This is a genomic window from Brevibacillus fluminis, assembly GCF_003710825.1.
Taxonomy (GTDB): Bacteria; Bacillota; Bacilli; order Brevibacillales; family Brevibacillaceae; genus Brevibacillus_D; species Brevibacillus_D fluminis.
This window is the reverse complement of sequence record NZ_RHHQ01000006.1, coordinates 67,079-89,226: the sequence shown is the minus strand read 5'-3', so window position 1 is coordinate 89,226 and position 22,148 is coordinate 67,079. Positions and strand designations below refer to the sequence as shown.

The 22,148-nt window shown below is 51.6% G+C and carries 19 protein-coding genes; all 19 read right to left on the bottom strand.

The window, feature by feature from the left end; translation table 11 throughout:
* Nucleotides 1–286: 286 nt before the first annotated feature.
* Nucleotides 287–1,066, bottom strand: a complete 780-nt coding sequence (sigG, locus tag EDM56_RS06070) for an RNA polymerase sporulation sigma factor SigG (protein WP_122917002.1) — start codon at nt 1,064–1,066, stop codon at nt 287–289.
* 125 nt (nt 1,067–1,191) lie between these two features.
* Entirely contained in the window at nt 1,192–1,914 is a 723-nt protein-coding gene (gene sigE, locus EDM56_RS06065; RefSeq protein ID WP_122917001.1) for an RNA polymerase sporulation sigma factor SigE, read from the bottom strand.
* Nucleotides 1,915–1,924: 10 nt separating this feature from the next.
* Nucleotides 1,925–2,878, bottom strand: a complete 954-nt coding sequence (spoIIGA, locus tag EDM56_RS06060; RefSeq protein ID WP_122917000.1) for a sigma-E processing peptidase SpoIIGA — start codon at nt 2,876–2,878, stop codon at nt 1,925–1,927.
* A gap of 187 nt (nt 2,879–3,065) precedes the next feature.
* Nucleotides 3,066–4,217 carry a cell division protein FtsZ gene (gene ftsZ / locus EDM56_RS06055; protein ID WP_122916999.1) on the bottom strand — a complete coding sequence of 384 codons (1,152 nt, stop codon included), beginning with the start codon at nt 4,215–4,217 and terminating at the stop codon, nt 3,066–3,068.
* Nucleotides 4,218–4,425: 208 nt separating this feature from the next.
* Nucleotides 4,426–5,685, bottom strand: coding sequence for a cell division protein FtsA (gene ftsA / locus EDM56_RS06050; RefSeq protein ID WP_122916998.1), 1,260 nt, complete (start codon nt 5,683–5,685; stop codon nt 4,426–4,428).
* Between the two features lie 137 nt (nt 5,686–5,822).
* Nucleotides 5,823–6,170: a small basic family protein gene (locus EDM56_RS06045; protein ID WP_122916997.1), complete on the bottom strand. Its 348-nt coding sequence runs from the start codon at nt 6,168–6,170 to the stop codon at nt 5,823–5,825.
* 3 nt (nt 6,171–6,173) lie between these two features.
* Nucleotides 6,174–6,917, bottom strand: a complete 744-nt coding sequence (locus EDM56_RS06040) for a DUF881 domain-containing protein (protein WP_122916996.1) — start codon at nt 6,915–6,917, stop codon at nt 6,174–6,176.
* 97 nt (nt 6,918–7,014) lie between these two features.
* Nucleotides 7,015–7,728 (bottom strand): DUF881 domain-containing protein, encoded by a 714-nt coding sequence (locus EDM56_RS06035; RefSeq protein WP_122916995.1) that lies wholly within the window; start codon nt 7,726–7,728, stop codon nt 7,015–7,017.
* Nucleotides 7,729–7,748: 20 nt separating this feature from the next.
* Entirely contained in the window at nt 7,749–8,768 is a 1,020-nt protein-coding gene (locus EDM56_RS06030; protein ID WP_122916994.1) for a cell division protein FtsQ/DivIB, read from the bottom strand.
* A gap of 88 nt (nt 8,769–8,856) precedes the next feature.
* Entirely contained in the window at nt 8,857–10,113 is a 1,257-nt protein-coding gene (gene murA / locus EDM56_RS06025; RefSeq protein ID WP_122916993.1) for a UDP-N-acetylglucosamine 1-carboxyvinyltransferase, read from the bottom strand.
* 15 nt (nt 10,114–10,128) lie between these two features.
* Nucleotides 10,129–11,043, bottom strand: coding sequence for a UDP-N-acetylmuramate dehydrogenase (gene murB, locus EDM56_RS06020; protein ID WP_122916992.1), 915 nt, complete (start codon nt 11,041–11,043; stop codon nt 10,129–10,131).
* Between the two features lie 104 nt (nt 11,044–11,147).
* Nucleotides 11,148–12,245 (bottom strand): undecaprenyldiphospho-muramoylpentapeptide beta-N-acetylglucosaminyltransferase, encoded by a 1,098-nt coding sequence (gene murG / locus EDM56_RS06015; protein WP_122916991.1) that lies wholly within the window; start codon nt 12,243–12,245, stop codon nt 11,148–11,150.
* Nucleotides 12,246–12,260: 15 nt separating this feature from the next.
* Nucleotides 12,261–13,352: a stage V sporulation protein E gene (gene spoVE, locus EDM56_RS06010; RefSeq protein WP_122916990.1), complete on the bottom strand. Its 1,092-nt coding sequence runs from the start codon at nt 13,350–13,352 to the stop codon at nt 12,261–12,263.
* 30 nt (nt 13,353–13,382) lie between these two features.
* On the bottom strand, nt 13,383–14,747 hold the full coding sequence (gene murD / locus EDM56_RS06005) for a UDP-N-acetylmuramoyl-L-alanine--D-glutamate ligase (protein ID WP_122917156.1): 1,365 nt from the start codon (nt 14,745–14,747) through the stop codon (nt 13,383–13,385).
* Nucleotides 14,748–14,757: 10 nt separating this feature from the next.
* On the bottom strand, nt 14,758–15,723 hold the full coding sequence (gene mraY, locus EDM56_RS06000) for a phospho-N-acetylmuramoyl-pentapeptide-transferase (protein WP_122916989.1): 966 nt from the start codon (nt 15,721–15,723) through the stop codon (nt 14,758–14,760).
* 32 nt (nt 15,724–15,755) lie between these two features.
* Complete coding sequence (locus EDM56_RS05995; RefSeq protein WP_122916988.1) at nt 15,756–17,234, bottom strand: UDP-N-acetylmuramoyl-L-alanyl-D-glutamate--2,6-diaminopimelate ligase; 1,479 nt, start codon at nt 17,232–17,234, stop codon at nt 15,756–15,758.
* A gap of 101 nt (nt 17,235–17,335) precedes the next feature.
* Nucleotides 17,336–19,255: a stage V sporulation protein D gene (locus EDM56_RS05990; protein WP_122916987.1), complete on the bottom strand. Its 1,920-nt coding sequence runs from the start codon at nt 19,253–19,255 to the stop codon at nt 17,336–17,338.
* Between the two features lie 82 nt (nt 19,256–19,337).
* Nucleotides 19,338–21,626, bottom strand: coding sequence for a penicillin-binding protein (locus EDM56_RS05985; protein WP_122916986.1), 2,289 nt, complete (start codon nt 21,624–21,626; stop codon nt 19,338–19,340).
* Between the two features lie 115 nt (nt 21,627–21,741).
* A complete protein-coding gene (locus EDM56_RS05980) occupies nt 21,742–22,143 on the bottom strand; it encodes a cell division protein FtsL (protein ID WP_122916985.1) in 402 nt (133 codons plus the stop codon).
* Nucleotides 22,144–22,148: the final 5 nt, after the last annotated feature.

Below are 22,148 nucleotides of genomic sequence, written 5' to 3'. Positions count from 1 at the left end.
ACCATGCCTGATGGGGGTCGGGGTGTACGGCGCAAGCGAAAAAATGGAAACAGCGCCCCAAAGCCACACGCTGCGCGGCGGGTGTATCTCACAGATGATATGTGGCGCGAAAGACGTTTTCATTTTTTCGCCTGCGCCTGGTGGGCATGGCCAAAGCTTTCGCTCCGCTTTTTTTGCAAATCCCTAGCAACTGTTTCATTCCTGTCCTTTATCCCTCAACTCAAATAATCTCCCATCAATAAAAAAGAAGCTTCCTCTCATCAAGAAAGCTTCGAATGATCACGTTTTAGGTTTGGACGTGTTTTTGCATGTGGGCGATCGCCGCTTTTTCGAGGCGGGAGACTTGGGCCTGGGAGATGCCGATTTCTTCAGCGACCTCCATTTGGGTTTTGCCTTCGTAAAAACGCATGGAGATGATCATTTTCTCCCTGTCGCCGAGTCGCTGCATGCCTTCGCGCAGTGCGATTTCTTCCACCCATGTAGTGTCTTTGTTCTTTTCATCGCTGATCTGATCCATCACATAGATCGGATCTCCGCCGTCCTGATAGATCGGCTCGAACAAAGAGACCGGGTCTTGGATCGCATCGAGTGCAAACACCACGTCTTCCTTGGCCACGTTCAGCTGGGAGGATATTTCTGTGATGGTGGGTTCACGCGAATGCCGGTTGGTCAATTGATCGCGAACCTGCAGCGCCTTGTAGGCGATGTCACGCAAAGAGCGAGAGACGCGAATCGGGTTGTTGTCGCGCAGATAACGCCGGATTTCCCCGATAATCATCGGCACGGCGTAGGTAGAAAACTTGACGTTTTGTCCAAGATCAAAGTTATCAATCGCTTTCATGAGACCGATGCACCCTACCTGAAACAGGTCGTCCACATACTCGCCGCGATTGTTAAAGCGCTGGATTACGCTCAACACCAATCTGAGGTTACCATTCACCAGCTTTTCGCGTGCAGCATGCTCCCCACCCTGCAGCCGTTCAAACAGCTCTCGCATTTCCTTGTTGGTCAAGACGGGTAGCTTCGATGTGTCTACTCCACAGATTTCCACCTTGTTGCGCGTCATATGATCCCCCTCCTCTGGAGCAAAAAGAAAAAGTCCCTATACCGGTTGTCAGCTCATACGGCCACGGGTGAACGCGGTTTAGGAACAGTATCTCCTTGGATTGGGAAAATATGCGTATTTTTGGCTTAGACCATCTTGTTGAATTCTTTCCGTAATCGTTTAATAATTCGTTTTTCCAGACGGGAAATGTAGGACTGGGAGATTCCCAGCAAGTCCGCTACGTCTTTCTGCGTTTTCTCCTCCTCACCAGCAAGTCCGAAGCGTAGCTCCATGATCGTCCGTTCGCGGTCGGACAATTTGTCCAGCGCTTTTTTCAGCAGCTTACGGTCCACTTGGTCTTCGATGTTTTTGTAAATCGTATCGTTTTCTGTACCCAGCACATCCGAAAGCAAGAGCTCATTGCCATCCCAATCGATGTTCAGCGGTTCGTCAAACGACACTTCCGAACGAATTTTGTTGTTTCGGCGCAAATACATCAAAATTTCATTTTCAATGCAGCGAGAGGCATAAGTGGCAAGCTTGATATTTTTTTCTGGATCAAACGTGTTCACCGCTTTAATCAAACCGATGGTGCCGATGCTGACCAAGTCTTCAATGTTAATGCCCGTGTTTTCAAATTTACGGGCAATGTAGACGACCAGACGCAGATTCCGTTCGATCAACATGCTTCGCACAGCTACATCACCAGAGGGTAACCGATGCAGCAAATACTCCTCTTCCTCCCGCGTGAGCGGTGGTGGCAGGGCTTCGCTTCCGCCGATGTAGTAGATCTCTTCTGCTTTCATTCCAAGACGAATCAGCACACGATACCAGAACAATTGAAGATTCAGGCGAATATTTAGCTTCATGTTAGCCCTCCTAAGAATTAGAGATCGCTTGCACTTGCGGATCACTTTGTATAAGTGCAGGATGAACGATCGCTTGGTACCGGCCATCTGCCGATAATGCGATCGGATTCAATCCGATTAAGACCTTTGTCGTTTGAAATGTCTGACCGTCCAAAACGATGCTAAGCTCATCCGGTTTAATCGCGATGAGAAAATCCATCCCACGCGATACGCTCCGATACGGGATCAACCGCAAGCGCGTCTGCCATTCTGGCGGCAGCTCTGAGAAAACCTCGTCGACCTGCCCCATTTTGTCCTGTGCTTTCGCCAAATAGGTCGTTAAGGCGCTCGGGATCAGATGGGCAAACACCCTGCTTTCCATCAGCATCACGGGCGTACGGGAAAACGGTTCGTACAGCTGGTTGCCTGTATCGATCAGACCAGTGCACAAAATATGTTCATCCGCCAGCTTCACGACCACTTCCGTGAGAAATTGTCCCCTCCGCTTAGGTTCGGCGATCGCCTGATAACTGCGACGGCTTAAGAAAATGACGATGGCGAAGCCTGCGACAAGCACGAGCAGCGTAGGTTTGGTTCCCACACCGAAGCCATCGTTATGTGTGACCAGAATCCCGTTTACAATCTCATTCTGGCCTGCCCCCAAATATTCAAGAGCGAACACACCTCCTCCAAAAACAAAAGCAACAAAGTAAAAAATGCAGAGCGTCTGAAAAAATGAGAGAATGCGGCGAAACCCAAACGCGATCCAGAGCATCAGGATGGAAAACAGCAGCTTGACCATCCATTGATACATACCGGCGAAGGCGGGAAAAAAGAAAAAGGCGACGTACGTGGAGCCAAACGCAGCTGCCAGAAGGAGTCTCCACCATACGACGCGTTCCTTGCGAAAATATGCGGTAAAATAGAGCAGCATTGCGTCGATGGCCAAATTGAGCAGCAGAATGACATCTAAATAAATTACCATGTGATCGGGCCTCCACCGCAAGAAAAGAGTTCGATTTTCTCCCGGGCAAACATAGTATATCTTAATGTCTATGTGAAGTCTGTCAAAATTTGACAGGTCCATTTCAAAATTAATGCTGAAAAAGAAAGAAACCCCCTGCTCTTCTTACGAGAAGAGCAGGGGGTTTCCCATTGTTCGTACGTTTCGCTTATTTGCGGTTGCGGCGACGATTGCGCAGGAATGCCGGGATGTCGAGGTTGTCCAGATTGGACATGGACAAGATCGTTTTTTCCGGTTCTTCCTCACGCGGACGCGCACTAGGTGCAGCGGATGGCTGCTGCTGCGATGTGCGCGATTGCTGAGCTGCAGCGGATTGCTGCTGTGCTCTGCGCATCTCGGACTGTTGGTTCTCTTCAAAACCGGTAGCGATTACCGTAACGAGGATCTCATTTTTCAAATCTTCGTTGATTACCGCACCGAAAATCATGTTTACATCCAAATCGGCAGCAGACGAAACGATATCTGCCGCTTCGTTTACTTCATACAAGCTCAGGTTGCTTCCACCTGTGATATTGAGCAGCACACCGCGCGCTCCTTCGATGGACGTTTCCAAAAGCGGGCTCGAAATCGCTCTGCGCGCTGCTTCCGCCGCACGATTTTCGCCGCTAGCTGCACCGATCCCCATCAAAGCGGATCCGCGTTCGGTCATAATGGTTTTCACGTCTGCAAAGTCAAGGTTGATCAAACCAGGTACGGCGATCAAGTCGGAAATCCCCTGAACCCCTTGACGCAGAATGTTGTCTACTTCGCGGAATGCTTCCAGCATCGGCGTGTTTTTATCCACGATTTCCAACAGTCGGTCATTTGGGATTACGATCAGCGTATCCACTTTTTCTTTCAACGCAGCGATCCCCGCCTCAGCGTGCGAAGAGCGTTTGCGACCCTCAAACGAGAATGGTCGGGTTACAACACCAACGGTTAACGCTCCCAGCTCTTTGGCAATCTCCGCGATCACTGGAGCTGCGCCTGTCCCTGTTCCTCCGCCCATACCCGCAGTAACGAACACCATGTCAGCACCGCGCAGAGCATTTTCAATCAAGTCACGGCTTTCTTCCGCCGCTTTTTTACCGATCTCAGGGTTAGCACCTGCGCCCAAACCCCGTGTCAGCTTTTCGCCAATTTGCAATTTCAAGTCTGCACCCGACAAGTGAAGCGCTTGGGCATCTGTGTTAACGGTGATGAATTCAACGCCCTTCACCCCGCCGTCAATCATGCGGTTAACCGCATTGCTTCCGCCACCGCCGCAGCCAATTACCTTAATCTGTGCAAACGATTCCATATCGAAGTCAAATTCCAGCATCTTGCAAGTTCCTCCTCATTAGATCGTCAGAAGAGATTTGATTGAGTCTTATGATCAAAAGCATCCTTGACCCGTGGTTGCACAGCCAGCGGGGGGCTTTTAGGCTTACGCGATCTCAACCGTCTTCAAAAACGGTCATTCCCGTTTTTAATCCCTCTTATCGGTGACAAACTCGCTGACCGCATGCAGTCAAATGAATTGTCGGTGATTAAATAAATTCGCTAAACCAGTTTTTCACCTTATCGATCAAGCCAGGGCCGTCTTTCGCCTGTTTGACTGGACTCGGTTTTGGAGCGCTTTTCGCAGTGGACCCCACCTTGACAGGTTTGCGTTCCATGCGCAGCAGCGCGTATTGGATCAAGCCGACGCCTGTCGTATAGGCAGGATCGCGAACCCCGATGTAATCAGGAATCGCTACCCGCACAGGCATATCCAGCTCTTCCTTTGCTAGCTCGAGCATGCCCGGCATCGAGACAGAACCGCCTGTAAGAACCAAACCGCCTGCCAGTTCGTCGCCGAATCCGAGCTTGTAGATCGTATCCTCGACGATTTGGAAAATCTCCGCTGCGCGCGGTTCGATAATCGTTGCCAAATCAACTTGGGTAAACTGCTTCTCCACTTCACTGCCGATGCGGGTTACCTTAAATTTGACATCATCAGATGCATCATCGATCAAAGCGCAGCCATGTTTCGTTTTGGTTCTTTCCGCCGCTTCCGTATTCGTGCGCAATCCAAGAGCGATATCGTTGGTAATGTGGTCTCCCCCAATACCAATCACGGTCGTTTCGACCAGTTGTCCCTGTTCAAATACACCAATCGTCGTAGAGCCTGCACCGATGTCGACAAGAGCTACACCCATGTTCTTGTCATCTTTGCTCAGTGCCACACTGCTTGCTGCGAGCGGCTGCAAAAAGATTCCTGCCACACGTAAGCTTGCTTTCTCTACGCAACGTACGATATTGTGAACGACTGTTTTCGAGCCGGAAACAATTGTTCCTTCCATTTCCAAACGGACGCCGATCATTCCTCTAGGGTCTTTGATACTCCCCTGTCCATCGACGATGTACTCCTTCGGCACTACTTCAATAATTTCGCGATCAGGCGGAATTGCAACGACTTTCGCCGCCTGGATTACCCGTAGAATATCATCTTCTCTGATTTCTCGATCGTCGCTGGAAACGGCAACGACACCATGCGTTTCATGCAATTCGATATGGTTGCCGGTGATCCCGACAAATACCTCATGTATGGATACGCCTACCATTCGTTCTGCATGTTCGACAGCTTCCCGGATGGCATGCACAGTTTGGTCAATATCGACGATAGCTCCTTTTTTGATTCCTTCAGAGTGGGCTTGTCCCACACCAATGATGTTGATCGCCCCGTTGTTGATCTCCCCGATGATGATGCGAACTTTGGACGTCCCTATATCTAAGCTGACAACGAGTTCACTGTGACCACTCACCAAACCTGTGACACCTCCCTTGCACTACATCTAATATCTTCTTAAAGTGAGAACACTCGGTTACACTATTCAACACGGGAAATCAATTCCCTTTTTTTTTTCCAACTTTTTTAAAAAAATGACCTTTTTCCTAAGCGTTTTTACTCTTGTTGATTCAACCACTTGGACAGTATGATTCGTCGGATTACCGCCAAATTGTTAAACAAGCGCACGCCGAACGCAACAATGGCCGCCATGTACAGGTCAATTCCCAAAAAAGCACCAAGAAAAGCAAGGCCCGCGGCAAACAGTGTGTTGAAAAAAAATCCGGACATAAAGATGCGAACGTTAAACATTCGTTCAAGATAGGACCGAACCCCGCCAAAGATGGTGTCCAATCCTGCGAGGAGTGCAATCGACAAATAGCTGCTGTATTCTTGCGGGACACGCAAATCCAGCAAAAAGCCTACTGTCACCCCTACGATAAGGCCAAGCACCGGAAGCCACATGTTTTACGATTCTCCTTTTACATTGACTGGTTTCATATGTTGGATCGTCCGTGCTCCCGTAAAAGCGGGAATCATCAGCTTCTCTTCTTTTTCCAACACAACCGTTTTGTTGGCTAACTGGAAATTGGAATCGACACCTTCCAGCTTCAAACCGGATATCAGACCATCTGGGTCGCCGAGCGCCTTAATTTCGTATGGCGGCTTGATCGTCCGTGTATCGACTTGAATATCTTCGCCGACATTGCGGATGGAGCTCGTCGAAATCAGGCGATTGCCATTGATAGATACAGCTTTTGCTCCGTTGGAAAACAGCACATTGACCAACCAGCGCAAATCTTCATCTATGACAAGCGGCGGACCATGGGGGTCGATTGCATCCGGTGGCGGAGGTGTCATCGTGTCGACCACGCGATCCGTGATCTTGACGACGATGCCTTCCCCTTCCACACTAACCATACCAGCCAAATTTCGAGCACGGGCCAGCTCCTCTTTCATGACGCTGATGCTTTCGCCCTCCGTCATGGATGTTTCGTACTGATAGAGCAGCTGATCGTATTTGGACGTGTCGGCCAAAAGGTTTTTGCGTTTTTCCAGTTCCTTTTGCAGCGTAATACGGAGATCGTTTATGCTCCTAGACTCTTTTTTTATTGGATTTATGCTGCTTTGCAACTGTGTCGCCAGCATAATTCCAATAATAGCACTGATAAGTGTCAGAATAAACGTAATTTTGCGGTTTTTCCCCAACATCCTCTTTGCACCTTTTCTCCTAGAAAATACGTACCACCTTTTCTTTTACATCCAATTGTCATCTGTTACTCCCGGATTGGTGTAGCCTCCCTGCAGACTATGAGGCGTTGTTCTTCAGCTTGCTGTCGCCGACAAATGCGGGCAACTGCACCATATCCTTCTTCGCCACCTCAATGTGTACAAATTCATCAAGCGTCTGCAGAACTCCTCCAGGCAAATTCAGGGCACTGTCAAGCGTGATTGGTTCCCCGATCGCGGTGATGACAAATGGCGCCGCCGACTTGATCCCGTTGACGATGATTGTCGGCCCGACACAGCGAATCGCAGAATTGGCGACAAGTCGCTGGCCGTTGATACTGATCGCCTCTGCTCCCGCCGCGCGCAGCTCATTGACCACCAGACGCACATCTTGCTCATGGACGATATAATTGCTGATGTCGCGTGAACTTGCCGCATTTTGGTTGTCTTTCAAGGTGACGACCAGTCCCGGCCCCTGAACGGGAACAACACCAGCCATCATCCGCGCTGCTTCAAGCTGACCCAAGATATTAGCTGCCGCCGATTGGCGCTTCGCCATCGCTTCCTCGCGCTTCGCCACCTGGCGTTGAAGGTCGATCATCTGCTGCTCAAGCTTGCGGTTTTGTTCCTTTTCCGCAATGATCCGCTCTGTCAGCTGGGTTTCTTGCTGCACCTGCTGGTCATTTTGCCGCGCTTGCGTACGCAGTTGAGTCAGCTCGATGGAATACGCGATCAAAAACCCAGTGCAGATGGTTACGAATGTTAAATACACGTGAAACTTTCGCACTTTCATTGCGACGCTGCTCCTTTGCTTCACTCAAAATTGATCTTCGTTTGCGAGGACTGCTGCTGCGTGTTGGCTTGTCCGTTGGAATCGGTCGTCCCGCTTTGCCCGTTTGACCTGTTCGATTGATCGCTTGACTGATTTGTCTGACCGCTGGGTTGGTTCGACTGGCCCGACTGGCTGCTCTGTCCGTCAGACTGGGTTTGTCCTGGCGTTTGGGTTGTTTGCTGGTCTTGCCCCATTTGCGTCTGGCCGTTTTGGTCGGTTCCCTCAGTTTGGCCCTGTGTCGGGTCGGTTGCTGGCGGTACGCTGCCATATTTGCTGAACCACGTGCTTTCCAGCATGAATACGACGCCTTTTTCATCTTTCGGCAGCTCTTTGGCAATAGATGGATACCATGGGAGACGGGATTCGATCATGTGTATGATCGTCCTCACTTCATTACCGTCACGCATGTACATGGTGATCCGTTCCTTGTCAAAGGCAGTCGGCGTCAGCGAGATGTCGGATATTTCCGCAAGCAGGGCAACCGGCAGCTGCGAGAGTGACTTGGCCAGTGAAACCAGGAGCGGCTGCGAGTTCCAGGACCGGACGAGAGGCCTGTCCACCACCCGTTCACCAGGTCGTGGCTCGGGAAGAACCTGCCCATTATCCAAAAGAAGCGATTGCTTGCCATCGGGCGAGAAATAGAACGCAACGCGTCGATGCTCCACCACATTCAAGAGGATCACGCCGGGAAAATGACGTTCGACCGTCACTTCCTTCACGCCTGGAAGCTGCGCGACGCCTTCTTGCACGCTTGATTGCCACACATTTAAAAACTGCATGCCGATCGTCAAGCCAGAGGCGGTGATCACTTGCTGTGAGTCGTATATCTCATTGCCATTAACCTGAATTAAAGTCACCTTGCTGTATGGCGAACGGACGAATAGCACAATCAAAATCGCAAGAAAAAACACGGTCAGCAATGTCAATAGCTTTCGGTTTGCCTTTCGCTTAGGCTGCTGTTTCTTAATCTGTGGAATGCGTTCTTCCTCGTACTGCTGCACATCCACCCCTCCGACCCATTATGTATAGGTAGTAAAATCGGGAAAAGCGGCACTCTTTCTGCCGCTTTTCCCCAGATCAAACGATGCATTATATGGTTAAGCGTGACATTTCAGCGCCTAATTGTTGAAACTGCGCATCCAATCGCTCATATCCTCTGTCGATGTGGTGGATTTGTTCGACGATGGTTTTCCCCTCCGCCGCCAAGCCTGCAATGACAAGAGCCGCACCTGCACGGAGATCCGTCGCTTCAACCGAAGCCCCGGTCAAACGACCAACACCCCGGATAAACGCGGAGCCGAGATCAACGTGGATCGATGCTCCCATTCGTGCCAATTCATTTACATGTTTGAATCTTCCCTCAAAAACGGTTTCTTTTAGTACGCTGGTCCCTCGCGCCAGCGACAGGAAAACCATCAGCTGAGCTTGCAAATCCGTTGGAAATCCTGGGAATGGCGCCGTGATGATTCGATCAATCGCGCGCGGCCTACTCGTACATTTGATTTCCATTATATCATGGCGACTTTTGATTTCAACACCACAACTTCTGGCGATTTGAATTAAGGCAGTTAAATGCTCCGGAATGGTATTTGTCAGCTCGATGTGCCCTTGCGTCACGCCTACCGCCAATAAATGCGTGCCGGTGACGATCCGGTCGGGAATCACTCGGTAGCTAACCGGCCGCAGGCGCGGAATTCCATCGATTTCAATGGTATCCGTTCCGGCGCCACGCACCCGTGCCCCCATTGCATTCAGGAAGTTTTGCAAATCTACGATTTCCGGTTCCCTTGCGGCATTACAGATGCGCGTCGTGCCCTTTGCGGTAGCCGCAGCCATCATAATATTTTCCGTCGCTCCAACGGATGGGAACGACAGAAAAATATTCGCCCCGCGCAATTGCTTCGCGCGGAATGTAATATACCCTTCCGCTTCAACTATTTTGGCTCCTAGCGCGGTTAATCCGGCAAGATGCAAATCAATTCGGCGTTCCCCGATTGCGCACCCACCAGGGCGAGATACTGTAACTTCGCCAAAGCGTGCCAGTAAAGGACCCATTAAAAAAATCGAAGAGCGCATCTGTCCCATCAAGTCATCAGGTACATGGGAATGAGAAATGGAAGTTGTATCAAGTGAGACGCAGCCATCGCTATGATTCAATGTTGCTCCCAAATCAGTCAGGATTTTTTGCATCACTTCAATATCCTTCAGGTGGGGAACATCATAAATATGAAATTGCCCTTCTGCCAAAACGGCAGCCGCTAGAATAGGAAGGGCAGCGTTTTTTGCGCCTTGAATGCGTAGTGAACCTGACAGAGGTTTACCGCCTTCGATAGTAAAAGTCTCCAAACTTTCACCTCCGAGTTACCCCTCGCCCACCACCAATACTTCAGGATGCAAATCGACACCGAATTTTTCCAAAACCGTTTGTCGTACATGCTCCATCAAGGTGAGGACGTCGGTTGCCGTAGCGCCTCCTCGATTGACGATAAAGTTGGCATGTAACTGAGAAACTTGTGCGCCGCCGTACTGGTACCCTTTTAATCCCGCTGCTTGCACCAAGCGTCCTGCATGATCGCCTGGAGGATTACGGAATACGCTTCCGGCGCATGGCATGTTTAACGGTTGCGTCTGCCGCCTGCGGTCTTTGAACGTAGCCAATGTCGCAGCAATTTGCTTGCGGTCTCCGGGTTTTAACGAAAAGACCGCTTCCAGCACAACTCCTTTCCGTTTTTGCAAAAGGGACGTGCGATAGGCAAACTGCAGCTGCTCGTTCGTCAATACCGCTGTTTCGCCATCTTCAAAGAGGATTTCGGCTTCTTTAAGAATTCGTGACAGTTCAGACCCGTGTGCCCCTGCATTCATGTAAACGGCGCCCCCTACCGAACCGGGAATGCCTCCTGCAAACTCCAAACCAGTGAAACCCATTTTGCCTGCTTCCACCGTCAGGCGGACCATGGAATACCCAGCACCCACACGCACCTCTTCGCCCCTGAACTCACAGTGACTTAAGCCCTCAGCCACTTTTAGCACGGCCCCGCGAATCCCTCCATCCCTCACTAGAAGGTTGGAACCGCGCCCAATCACACTCCAAGGAATATTGTGACGATGGATCGTTTGCACAGCAAAAATGAGTGATTCTTTATCCTTTGGTTGGATCAGCAAATCTGCCGGTCCCCCGATTCGCCAGGTTGTATGATTGGCGAGAGGTTCATCAAGCCATACTTTTCCGACCCCTGCTTCCTTTAATTCCTCTGCGATGCTTGCATAATGCTGCATAATGAACCTCCTAACACAAATGCTAGTTCGGACCAGTCTGTTCACGTCTTTGCTCACATACTATGCTAACGCCTAGAGCGACGTGACAGCAGCCTATAAGGAGTTTAGAGCGCCTGGCCCGTTGACAGAAGCCGGTAAATCCGCTCCGCAGCGTCCGGCATTCCCAACGCGAGAGCGCTCTTGCGCATTTCTTGATTGTGATCGCGATCGACGATGATTTGATGCAAAGCTTCCTGAAGCTTTTCTTTGTTTAACTCGCGTTCGGTAATCACAATCGCTGCTCCTGCGCTCTCCAACCCCCGCGCATTTTTTTCTTGATGGTTATTCGTGACGTATGGAGAAGGGATCAATATCGATGGTATGCCAAGTGCCGTCAGTTCCGCCAGCGTAGAAGCCCCTGCACGCGCGATCACCACATCGGACGCCGCCAAAAGGTCCGGCATGTTATGCGCATACGGCATCACTGTCAAGTTTGTCGGCTTCCCGATGCTCTCCAATTGCTTTGCGATGTTTTCGTAATGGACCTCACCCGTGACGTAGACGAAATGATGGCCGGGATATTGGTGTATGTCCGGCAAAATAGCGAGCGTCGTTTCGTTGATGGCCCGCGCTCCCCTACTTCCGGAAAAAATCAGAACAAGCCGCTTGTCCGGCGCAATGCCGAGCGATTTTTTCCCTGCCTCCGCATTGCCCTGGAGCACTTGCGTTGCGCAAGGATTGCCGGTGAACACCGTCTTGGCTTTCGGAAAGTGAGCGAACGAATCTTGGAATGAAACGGCCACGTTCGTGACATAGCGCGACAGGAAGTTGTTGGCCAATCCCGGCACGACATTTTGCTCATGGATCATCGTGCGGATGCCAAGTTGCGCCGCCGCATAGACGACCGGCCCGCATACGTAACCGCCCGTACCGATCACCACATCCGGCTTGAACTTACGCAAAAGCTCCTTCGAGCGCGACACTGCCCGGATAAACTTCCAGACCGTGCGTACATTTTCAAACGAAAGCTTCCGCTTGAAGCCTGCGATTTCAATCGCTTCGAACTGGATCCCGGCGCGCGGCACGATGTCGGCTTCAAGTCCTTTTCCACTGCCTATATACAAAAAGGTCGCTTGCGGCTCTTTTCGCAAAATTTCTTTTGCAACCGCAAGCGCTGGATAAATGTGTCCGCCGGTTCCTCCACCGGTTAAGACAATGCGCATGAAAATCACCTTTTTTTAACGCGAAAAGCGCGAGATATTTAGTAAGACGCCAATTCCCGTCAGCATCAGGGTCAGCGATGAGCCGCCATAGCTGAGGAACGGCAAGGTAATACCCGTAACCGGAAACATCCCGGTGACAACGCCCACATTGATGACAACCTGAATCCCCAGCATGCTGATGATGCCTAAGGCGAGCAGGTTGCCGAACAGATCAGGCGCCGTAATCGCTACCCTCATGCCGCGCCACAATAGCAGCAGGAATAGCAGGAGGATAAGCGTTCCGCCGATAAAGCCCAACTCTTCCGCCACAATGGAGAAAATGAAGTCATTGTACGGCTCAGGCAGATAGGAGAATTTTTGCCGGCTTCCCCCAAGCCCTAGTCCCAAGACGCCACCGGGGCCGATCGCATACAGCGACTGAATGATTTGGTAGCCCGCTCCGAGCGGGTCGGACCACGGATCAAGAAATGCCGTTATTCGCGCCATCCGATAAGGCGCTGAAAGCACCAGCCCGACAAAGCCAGCCAGTCCAATCAGCCCGAGCGCCACAAAATGGCTTACCCTCGCGCCAGCCGTAAAAATCATCAGCACGGCGGTCCCAATCAGCACGGTGCCGGTCCCGAGGTCAGGCTGCAGCATAATCAGCCCAAAGCAGGCGACGGGAATCGCCAGCGCAGGCATTAGCCCGCGATTGAACAGCACGATCATTTTCTGATTATCAGACAGCCACGCTGCGAGAAACGCGGCAACGCCAAACTTGGCGAACTCGCCCGGCTGGATCCCGAATGAGCCAAGGCCGAGCCAGCTTTTAGAGCCGTTAACTTCCCGCCCGATGATCAATACCAGCACTAGCAAAAAAATGCTGATCAAAAACCCGGGCTTCGCCCACTTTTTCCAAACCCAATAATCGATGTTCATCATTAGGTACATGGAAGTCAGGCCGAGTACCGCAAAAATCAATTGCCGCTTCGTGAAGTAGTACGCATCTTGAAACGTGTTCTGTGCGAACACGGCGCTTGCGCTGTAAACCATTACGATGCCGATGCCAAGCAAGCAGAGCGTAGTCGCGATGATAACAAAATCAGGAGACGTTCTTACCTTGCTCATCGCAAAGTCATCCTTTCAAAGACGTTTATGCTAGGCTTGTTTTAGTCTATGCACAGCGTCCTTAAAGATGCTTCCGCGCACCTCAAAAGAAGGAAACATATCCCAGCTCGCACAAGCGGGGCTAAGCAGTACCACGTCTCCAGGCGACGCATACTGTGCAGCGATCTCAACCGCCTTTTCCACAGTATCGGCATGCGCCTTCAAGCTAATCCCCGCTTCCTCCGCACGTTCCAGTAGGATCGAGGCCGTTTGGCCGTATGCGACCAATGCTTTCACATTCCGCCCAAGAACAGGGACCAGCTCTTTAAAATCAATCCCGCGATCAAGCCCTCCGGCAATCAGCACAATCGGCTCGGAAAAGGTTTCGATCGATTTCGTCGCAGCTTGCGGGTTTGTTGCTTTGGAGTCATTGTAATAACGGACGCCACTGATGTCCAATACTCTTTCCAGCCGGTGCTCTACTCCGTGGAAGGTGGTCAACACCTTACGCATGGAAGCGGCATCTGCACCTGCCAGCTTGCTGATCAGAATCGCGGCGAGCGCATTCTCAAGGTTATGCTCGCCGGGCAACGACAGTTCCGATCGTTCCATCACGGTCTCTTCCATTTCTCCATCAACGAAGACGACTTTCCCTTCACGTACGCATACACCTCTTGGCACATCGCTTGTGTGGCTGAAATAATACGCGCGCCCGTTTACCGGTTCCACTTTTTCTCGTGTTGTCGGTTGATCGAACGGCAGGATTGCATAATCATCTTGTGTTTGATTGGCGAACAGCTTGGCTTTGGCCGACACGTATTCGTCCATCGTATGGTGGTAATCGAGATGTGCCGGGTATATGTTCAAAAGTGCGCCAATCCGCGGACGGAATGTTTTCGTGCCCATCAGTTGAAAGCTGCTCAGCTCTGCGACAATCCATTGGTTTGCTTCTGCGCCTTCGGCAATTTCGCTCAAAGGCGTGCCGATATTTCCGGCCACAATCGGCGAAAGACCGGCTTCTTGCATAATCAAGCCAACCAGTGTCGTTGTGGTTGTTTTGCCATTTGACCCTGTGATGCCGATGACTGGGGCACGAAGAAGCCAAGAGGCCACTTCCACCTCAGTCACGACCGGGATACCAAGCCCCTGCGCCTGCTGGATCGGTGGAGCCTCATACGGGATGCCCGGATTTTTGACGACGAGCGCGATTTCTTCATGAATCAAGTCATCCGGGTGTCCGCCGGTGATCACGCGAATGCCGAGAGCTTCCAGTTCTTCCACACCCACCGATTGTTCGCGAGGCTTTTTATCATTTACTGTGACATGCGCACCAAAGCGGTGCAGCAGTTTTGCAACCGCTACACCGCTTTTTGCGAGGCCAAGCACAACAACTTGTCGATCTTGATAGATTTCCATCGGTTTCATGTTAGCTCACCACTCCCAAATAAACACCCAGTCCGGCAAACACCATTCCCACCAGCCAGAACGTAACGACTACGCGCCACTCGGACCAACCGGTCAGTTCAAAATGGTGATGCAGCGGGCTCATACGGAAAATCCGTTTTCCTCTTGTTTTAAAGGAGATCACCTGCATAATGACAGAGATGGTTTCGACCACGAACACACCGCCGACCACTGCCAAGAGCAGCTCTGTCTTTGTAATGATCGCGACTCCGGCCAAGGCCCCTCCCAATCCCAGAGAGCCCGTATCGCCCATGAACACGCGCGCAGGATGCGCATTGAAAACTAGGAAGCCGAGGACCGCACCGACTACAGCCGCACTGAACGTCGCTGTATCCGGCTTCGTAAGCACAGAAGCAATGATCGCATACGCTCCGAAGGCAATCGCCCCGGTTCCGGCGAGCAGGCCGTCGAGTCCGTCCGTGATGTTCACCGCATTGGTCGTACCAACCAACAGGAACAAAAGAAACGGGAAGTAGAGGAAGCCCAGTTCAATCTTCCATCCTGTACCTGGGAGATGCAGAGACGTGTCGAAGCCCATATACAAGAGCAATGCATACGCAATGATGGCAAGCAGGATCTGTCCCGCAAACTTTTGTTTGGCTGTCAAACCGAGATTGCGTTTTTTACTGATCTTGATGTAGTCATCCAAAAATCCGATAAGTCCGTATCCAAACGTAACCAGCAAGAGGAACACGACTTCCTTAGTCAGGTTTGCGAATTTCAATACGGTGAAAGCGAGCGCGAGCAAAATGATCGTCCCGCCCATTGTCGGGGTACCCGCCTTTTTCTGGTGAGATTTCGGTCCCTCTTCCCTGATGCTCTGGCCAAACTTCATCCGGCGAAGCACCGGAATAAAGAGAGGTCCGATCAGGACGGAGATTAAAAATGCTGCAATAATGGTTATGATGAGGACATTGTCAAAGGGCATGCCCTACCCTCCTTTCTTCGATGCATCACACGTTATGTGGCAAGCTTCTTTTCAATGGCCTCTTTTGCTACCAGGCGGTCATCAAACGACAATACTTGATCTTTGATGATTTGGTATGTCTCATGCCCTTTTCCGGCAATGAGAATGACATCCTGTCCGTCGGCCAAGGAGACGGCATGTGCGATTGCTTCGCGCCGATCCGCAATGCTTATATAGCGGTCATTTGGCGTATCGGCAAGCCCCGCGACCATGTCTGCGAGAATCGCTTCCGGTTCCTCGGAACGTGGATTGTCAGATGTTAAGACGCTCATGTCGGCATATTTTGTTGCAATCTGCGCCATAATTGGGCGTTTTGTCCTGTCTCGGTCGCCGCCGCAGCCGACGATGCAGAAGATCCGGCCTTTGGCAAATTCCTTGATGGTGACAAGCGCGTTTTCCAGGCTGTCGGGCGTATGCGAATAGTCAACGACTACAGTGAACGATTGTCCTGCATCCACCGCCTCAAAACGTCCGTCCACACCCGCCACTTCTTCCAAGCTGGCCTTGATCGATTCGAGTGAGATGCCTTCCGCTAACGCGACTGCTGTGGCTGCCAATGTGTTGTATACATTGAACTTGCCCATCAGCTTCAGGTTGAACTCCAGATTGCCTGCAAAAGTCTCCATCATGAAGCTGGTTCCTTTTGCCGTAATACGAATTCCTGTCGCGCGCACATCCGCTTCTTGATCGATCCCGTACCGAATGACTCTCGCCGGTGTAACACGTGCAAACATTTCGGACGCAGGGTCGTCTGCATTCAGCACCGCAGTTTTTACACGGTTGGTGTCATAGCCGTTGCCGAGTTGTGCGAACAGCAGCGATTTCGCATGCTTGTAGTTATCCATCGTCTCATGGTAATCGAGATGGTCGCGAGTCAAGTTCGTGAATACCGCCGTATGTACGTCACAACCACGCACTCGGCCAATGTCGAGCGCGTGGGAAGACACTTCAATAATCGCATATTCCGTATCCAGATCCCTCATGCGCCGGAAGCTGCGCTGGAGATCGAGCACATCAGGCGTCGTATTTTTGATTTCTTCATAGGTGTCACCGATGCGCATGTGAATCGTGCCGATCAGGCCGGTTTTTTTCTGCTGATCCTGCAAAATCTTGTCTATCAAATGCGTTGTCGTTGTCTTTCCGTTCGTTCCCGTAACACCAATCAGCTTCAGTTCAGATGTCGGCGACATGTAAAAGCGATTGGCAAGCTGGGCCATCGCGCGGCGCGTATCCGGCACCACCACAACGTTTCCTTCTAGCGGCAAGTCTTTTTCCGCCAAGATGCAGGCTGCGCCCAACTCCAGCGCTTTCGCCGCATACTCATGTCCATCAACCGTAAAGCCGGTAAGACAAATAAACATGTCTCCTGGTTTCACTTTTCGGGAATCTGCTGTCAAACCAGTGATATCTATGTTGGAATCTCCTTTCACGCGTACTGGCAGTAAAGAAGATAGCAGATCCGTAAGTTTCATATCAGGCACCCCATTCTTTCCCTATTATAGACAAAAGCGCTCGCTTTTCAACGTGGTTTTGCCCATCGCATGTACTTTCTATCCAAAGGTAGATTGTACTGCTAATTGCTCGATTTGTCACCCAGATAGATTCGTACCTTTTGCCCCTCTTCGATCTTGGTCCCTGCTGCTGGCGCTTGTTTCACCACGTATTTGCCTTGTCCGTCGACCTCGATCGGCATCGCATAGTACGATTGACCGATTTCCTGCAAGCTCAGACCCGTCAAATTCGGGACTTCCATATATTTTTTGTCGCCATATTGCGATTCGCGTGGAATACCGTCTTTTTGCTTCGGTACCTTGAGATAGGCGAGCGTCGATTCTAGGATGCCGCGAACCGTCGGCGCTGCGATCAATCCCCCGAAGGCGAGCGCCTTTGGATTGTCGATGGCCACGTAGACAATGACCTGCGGGTCGTTTGCAGGCGCGAACCCGATAAAGGACACGATGTACTCCCCGTCCATGTAGCGGCCGTTTTTCACTTTTTGCGCGGTACCGGTTTTCCCCCCTACACGATATCCATCAATATAGGCATTTCGTCCTGATCCTTGTGCTACGACGCTTTCAAGTGCATAGCGAACCTTGGCGGACGTTTCCTCCGTTATGACTTGCCGCACTTCCTGCGGCTGTGTCCGACCGATGATGTCGTTCGTTACGCTGTCGCGCCATTCCATCGCCACATACGGCTTCATCAGATGACCGCCATTGATCGCAGCGGCGACGGCCGCCATCTGCTGGATCGGCGTGACCGAAACCCCTTGCCCGAATGAGGTCGTCCCCAGCTCAACCGGCCCCACTTTTTTCAAATTGAACAACAAACCATTCTCTTCGCCTAACAGGTCGATTCCGGTTTTTTGTCCAAAGCCAAATTTTTTGATGTAATCGAAAAGACGTTCTTTCTGCAAACGCTGCCCCATGGTGACAAAGCCCGGGTTGCAAGAGTTTTCCACAACCTCCAGCATCGTTTCCTGCCCATGCCCCTGACGTTTCCAGCAGCGCAACCGGGCCCCTGCCACATTGATATAACCCGGATCGTAAAAGCCTTCATTCAAGTTGACGACGCCTTCATTCAGAGCCGCAGCCAAGGTAACGATCTTGAAAGTAGACCCCGGCTCATACGTTTTCCAAATCGGCAAGTTGCGGTTGTACACTTCCGACGGGTAATCGCGATAATCTTCCGGATTGAAAGTGGGCCTACTGGACATCCCCAAAATTTCGCCCGTCTTCGGATTCATCGCGATCGCCAGCGCGTCTGTCGCCTGGTACGCCACCATTGCCTGATCCAGCTCACGCTCAATAAATGATTGTATGTGGTTATCGAGCGTCAGGTACATGTTCATGCCGTTTTGCGCAGGCACATATTTTTCCGATTCGCCGGGCATGACCCGTCCACTCGCATCCGTCGGAAACGATACATGCCCCGGTGTCCCTTTTAAGAATGCATCATATATTTTTTCCAATCCGGTAAGCCCTTGATTATCTATGCCGGTAAAGCCCAAAACATGCGCAGCCATCGCCCCGTACGGATAAAACCGCTCCGAATCTTCCGCTACCTGGATCCCCGGCAGGCCGAGCGCCTGGATTTGATTCGCCTTTTCCGCCGAAATTTTTCGTCCGCCCGGAACGCGGTTGTTGATCGCCCTTTTTGTGATGGCCGTAAACACATCCTCTTGCTTGACACCCAGTATCGTCGCGAGCTGACGTGCCGTCTCCTCCGGTTGCTTGATCTGGGCAGGAATCGCCCACACGGATGGCACGCTGATGTTCGTGACAAGCGCTTCACCATTGCGGTCCAGTATTTCACCCCGCATCGGCTCAAACGGGATGTTGCGCTGCAGCAAATTTTCCGCCTTATCCCTAAGCGACGGCCCAAGCACCAGCTGTACGTAGCCAAGTCTCGTAATCAGTGCCGTATACAAAACGATTCCGATAATCATTGCGATAAAGATGCGTCGGCGCACGGTCGCGTTGGAAACCCGCACGAAAAACCCCTCCCAGCGAATAGGTTGTCTGCTACAACACTTTATTCGTGGGAGGGGCTTGTTAGAACGTCGAAAAGCGATCCTACTCGGGCGGCGACGGGTCTGGCGAAAGCGTGACTGACAGTGTTTCCTTACCTGTCACGGCCGTTCCAGGCGCGATATTCTGTGACCTGACATAGCCAGAGCCGGTCGGGATCACATTGAGCTTGAGCAAGGAGGCGAATTCCATGACCTCCCGCAGCGATTTGCCCGTGAAATCAGGCAGCTTGACATCGGTCAAACGGTCCGTCACCAAATAAACCTCCGTTCCGGACATTACCTTTTCCTGCTCAGATGGAATCTGGCGGACGATCTTGGTCCCAGTGCCCAGCACCTTCGGCACAAGACCGAGCTGCTTCGCCATCATGCTGCCAACCGAGGTGGTCGAACCACTCAGCTGCGGCATGCTTACTTCCTGAACCGGGGCCGACTGCGCAACGGCATCGCTGGATGTCTTTGACGACTTTTGCACAGCTTTTGCGGCCTGTTGGTCCAGCTCCTTCAAGTCCGGCTGCTGCTGGAGGTAGCGCAAGCTCTGCTCCATGACCGAGTTAAAGATCGGAGCCAAGATTTTTCTCCCCATCTCGCCGTAATACATGTCGGTCGTCGGATCGTCGACGACAACGTATACGAGCAGACGCGGGTTATCTTTCGGGGCGAAACCGATAAAGGAGACAATGTAGTGCCCCTCCATGATTTTCCCTGTTTTCTCGTCGTATTTCTGGGCAGTCCCCGTCTTACCGGCAACATGGTAGCCTTTGAGATCAAATATTTTCCCTGTACCGTGGTCACCGGTAATAACCGTCTCGAGAATGTCGCGCGCTTGCTTAGCGGTTTGCTCGGACACGACTCTTCTGACAACCACGCGCTCGAACTTCTCGGTAACTTCGCCGGTATGCGGATCGCGCAGTTCTTTTACTATGCGCGGGCGGAGCAACTCCCCGCCGTTTGCCACCGCACCAACTGCCGCTGCCTGCTGGATCGCGGTAACCGCCACACCTTGACCGAACGTCGTAACCGCGACGTCACGTTCGGATCTGGGGTGACTGAGGTCGCGCATGATCCCTTTCGTTTCGCTTGGCAAATCGATATTGGTCAGCTGGCCAATACCAAAATCATGGAAGTATTTGGTCAACAGCTCCTGTTTCAGCCGTTCGTAACCCAAAATGACGAAGGCCACGTTGGACGAACGCTGAACCCCTTCGGCAAAGGTGATGTTCCCCCAACCGAGACCGTTGTTATGGTCATTGATCGGCTTACCTTTAATTTTGCGGTAGGAACCTGACGCGTACTTCTCCTCACCATGGTACACACCTTCCTGAATCGCAGCAGCCAATGTAATGATTTTAAACGTAGACCCTGGCTCAAACGGGAAGCTGATGGCCAAGTTCAAATAGTTGGTGATCCCCCAATATTCATTCGGATTAAAATCCGGACGGTCCCCCATTGCCAGCACTTCACCCGTTTTCGGATCAGTAACCAGAACGGTCATATGCTGAGGCTTGAACTCGCTATTGGCTTTGTCCAATGCCTGCTCGACGTACTCCTGTATCTGCTGGTCGATTGTCAGCACGACGTTTTGGCCGTCTTTCGCCGGGCTGTATGTAATTTGTCCATCCGGCAGCGGGAAGCCCGCGCCATCCTTCATGAACTGTAATTCACCGGATTCGCCGCGCAGCTCTTCATCAAACTGCTTCTCGATGCCCATCTCCGCTTTGTTGCCCTCGTAGTTCAAATAGCCAAGTACATGTGATGCGAGAGAATTGTTCGGATAGTAGCGTCGCGTTGTCTCTGTCAGCGAAATGCCTGGCAGCTGATTTTCCTTGACTTCTTTGCCATACGCGTCTTTCGGATGCTGCAGCGCCAAAATCTGCGCCTTCTGTTCCTCCGTAATCTTCGAGGCTTCACGCCCGAGGTTGACGTAAAACTTTAGCGGCTTGCCTTCTGCGTCATACGTCTGCGTCATCGCTTTCGTCAGCGAATCGACAGAAGAACCGAGGATAGGAGCCAGCTTTTGTGCAGTGCCAAACGGATCGCGAACGTAGTTGTCGCCAACCCACGATTTTTCCTTCTCATTGCGCGGCTGAAGGTTAGCTGTCACCGTATACGCTTTTCCCTCATACGCCAGCACTTGCCCGTTCCGATCCAATATCGACCCGCGTTTTGGCTGCAGCACTTTTTCGCGTTCCCACTGGTTGCTGCCCTTCTGCATGATCCAAGCGGCATCGACAGACTGGAGCCACCACAGCCTGCCGGTCAGGACACCGAATACGAGCAGGAAGCACAGCCCCATCAGCAAGATGCGCGCATTCGCCCTTCGTTTGAAATCCAAGCTTCCTCACCTCACCATTCCCTATTCGTGGCTGCTCCAAGCTTTTGTAAGCGGAGCCGCGGTTGCACTTATCTGTACAAAAAAATTACCCCAGTCATCCAATGGGGTAATCGTCCTAATTTGATTTGACGGATTGGGCAGGAGCTCCGACGTTCGCTCCCCCGATCACATGAACTGCATCGGGAGCTGAAACCATGCCCATTTGCAGCGCGGCATCATAAATCCGCTCGCGGCTGTTCATCTGGTTGATTTTCAGCTGGGTCGCCGCGTTACTCTCCTGCACTTTGGCGATGTCTTCTTTCAAGTTTTGAATTTGATAATTGTATTGAGAAATCAGGATGTACCGATGACCGATATACCCGACACCCACTACCAGGACGCTGATGAAAAACAGATACAGCAACTTTTCTTTTGTGGGTAAAGAGGATCTCACTTTAATCCGACGCTGCTGCTTCTTGTACGTATTGCGCTGTGGCTCCAATTCAACGGCCAGATTGCCGCGATAATAATAGCTCACCGATT

What these genes read in the sequence shown, in the direction of transcription:
- sigG (WP_122917002.1), bottom strand. Translation starts at nt 1,066, where the DNA reads ATGACGCGCAACAAGGTGGAAATCTGTGGAGTAGACACATCGAAGCTA.
- sigE (WP_122917001.1), bottom strand. Translation starts at nt 1,914, where the DNA reads ATGAAGCTAAATATTCGCCTGAATCTTCAATTGTTCTGGTATCGTGTG.
- spoIIGA (WP_122917000.1), bottom strand. Translation starts at nt 2,878, where the DNA reads ATGGTAATTTATTTAGATGTCATTCTGCTGCTCAATTTGGCCATCGAC.
- ftsZ (WP_122916999.1), bottom strand. Translation starts at nt 4,217, where the DNA reads ATGCTGGAATTTGACTTCGATATGGAATCGTTTGCACAGATTAAGGTA.
- EDM56_RS06045 (WP_122916997.1), bottom strand. Translation starts at nt 6,170, where the DNA reads ATGTGGCTTCCGGTGCTTGGCCTTATCGTAGGGGTGACAGTAGGCTTT.
- EDM56_RS06040 (WP_122916996.1), bottom strand. Translation starts at nt 6,917, where the DNA reads ATGTTGGGGAAAAACCGCAAAATTACGTTTATTCTGACACTTATCAGT.
- EDM56_RS06035 (WP_122916995.1), bottom strand. Translation starts at nt 7,728, where the DNA reads ATGAAAGTGCGAAAGTTTCACGTGTATTTAACATTCGTAACCATCTGC.
- murB (WP_122916992.1), bottom strand. Translation starts at nt 11,043, where the DNA reads ATGCAGCATTATGCAAGCATCGCAGAGGAATTAAAGGAAGCAGGGGTC.
- murG (WP_122916991.1), bottom strand. Translation starts at nt 12,245, where the DNA reads ATGCGCATTGTCTTAACCGGTGGAGGAACCGGCGGACACATTTATCCA.
- spoVE (WP_122916990.1), bottom strand. Translation starts at nt 13,352, where the DNA reads ATGAGCAAGGTAAGAACGTCTCCTGATTTTGTTATCATCGCGACTACG.
- murD (WP_122917156.1), bottom strand. Translation starts at nt 14,747, where the DNA reads ATGGAAATCTATCAAGATCGACAAGTTGTTGTGCTTGGCCTCGCAAAA.
- mraY (WP_122916989.1), bottom strand. Translation starts at nt 15,723, where the DNA reads ATGCCCTTTGACAATGTCCTCATCATAACCATTATTGCAGCATTTTTA.
- EDM56_RS05995 (WP_122916988.1), bottom strand. Translation starts at nt 17,234, where the DNA reads ATGAAACTTACGGATCTGCTATCTTCTTTACTGCCAGTACGCGTGAAA.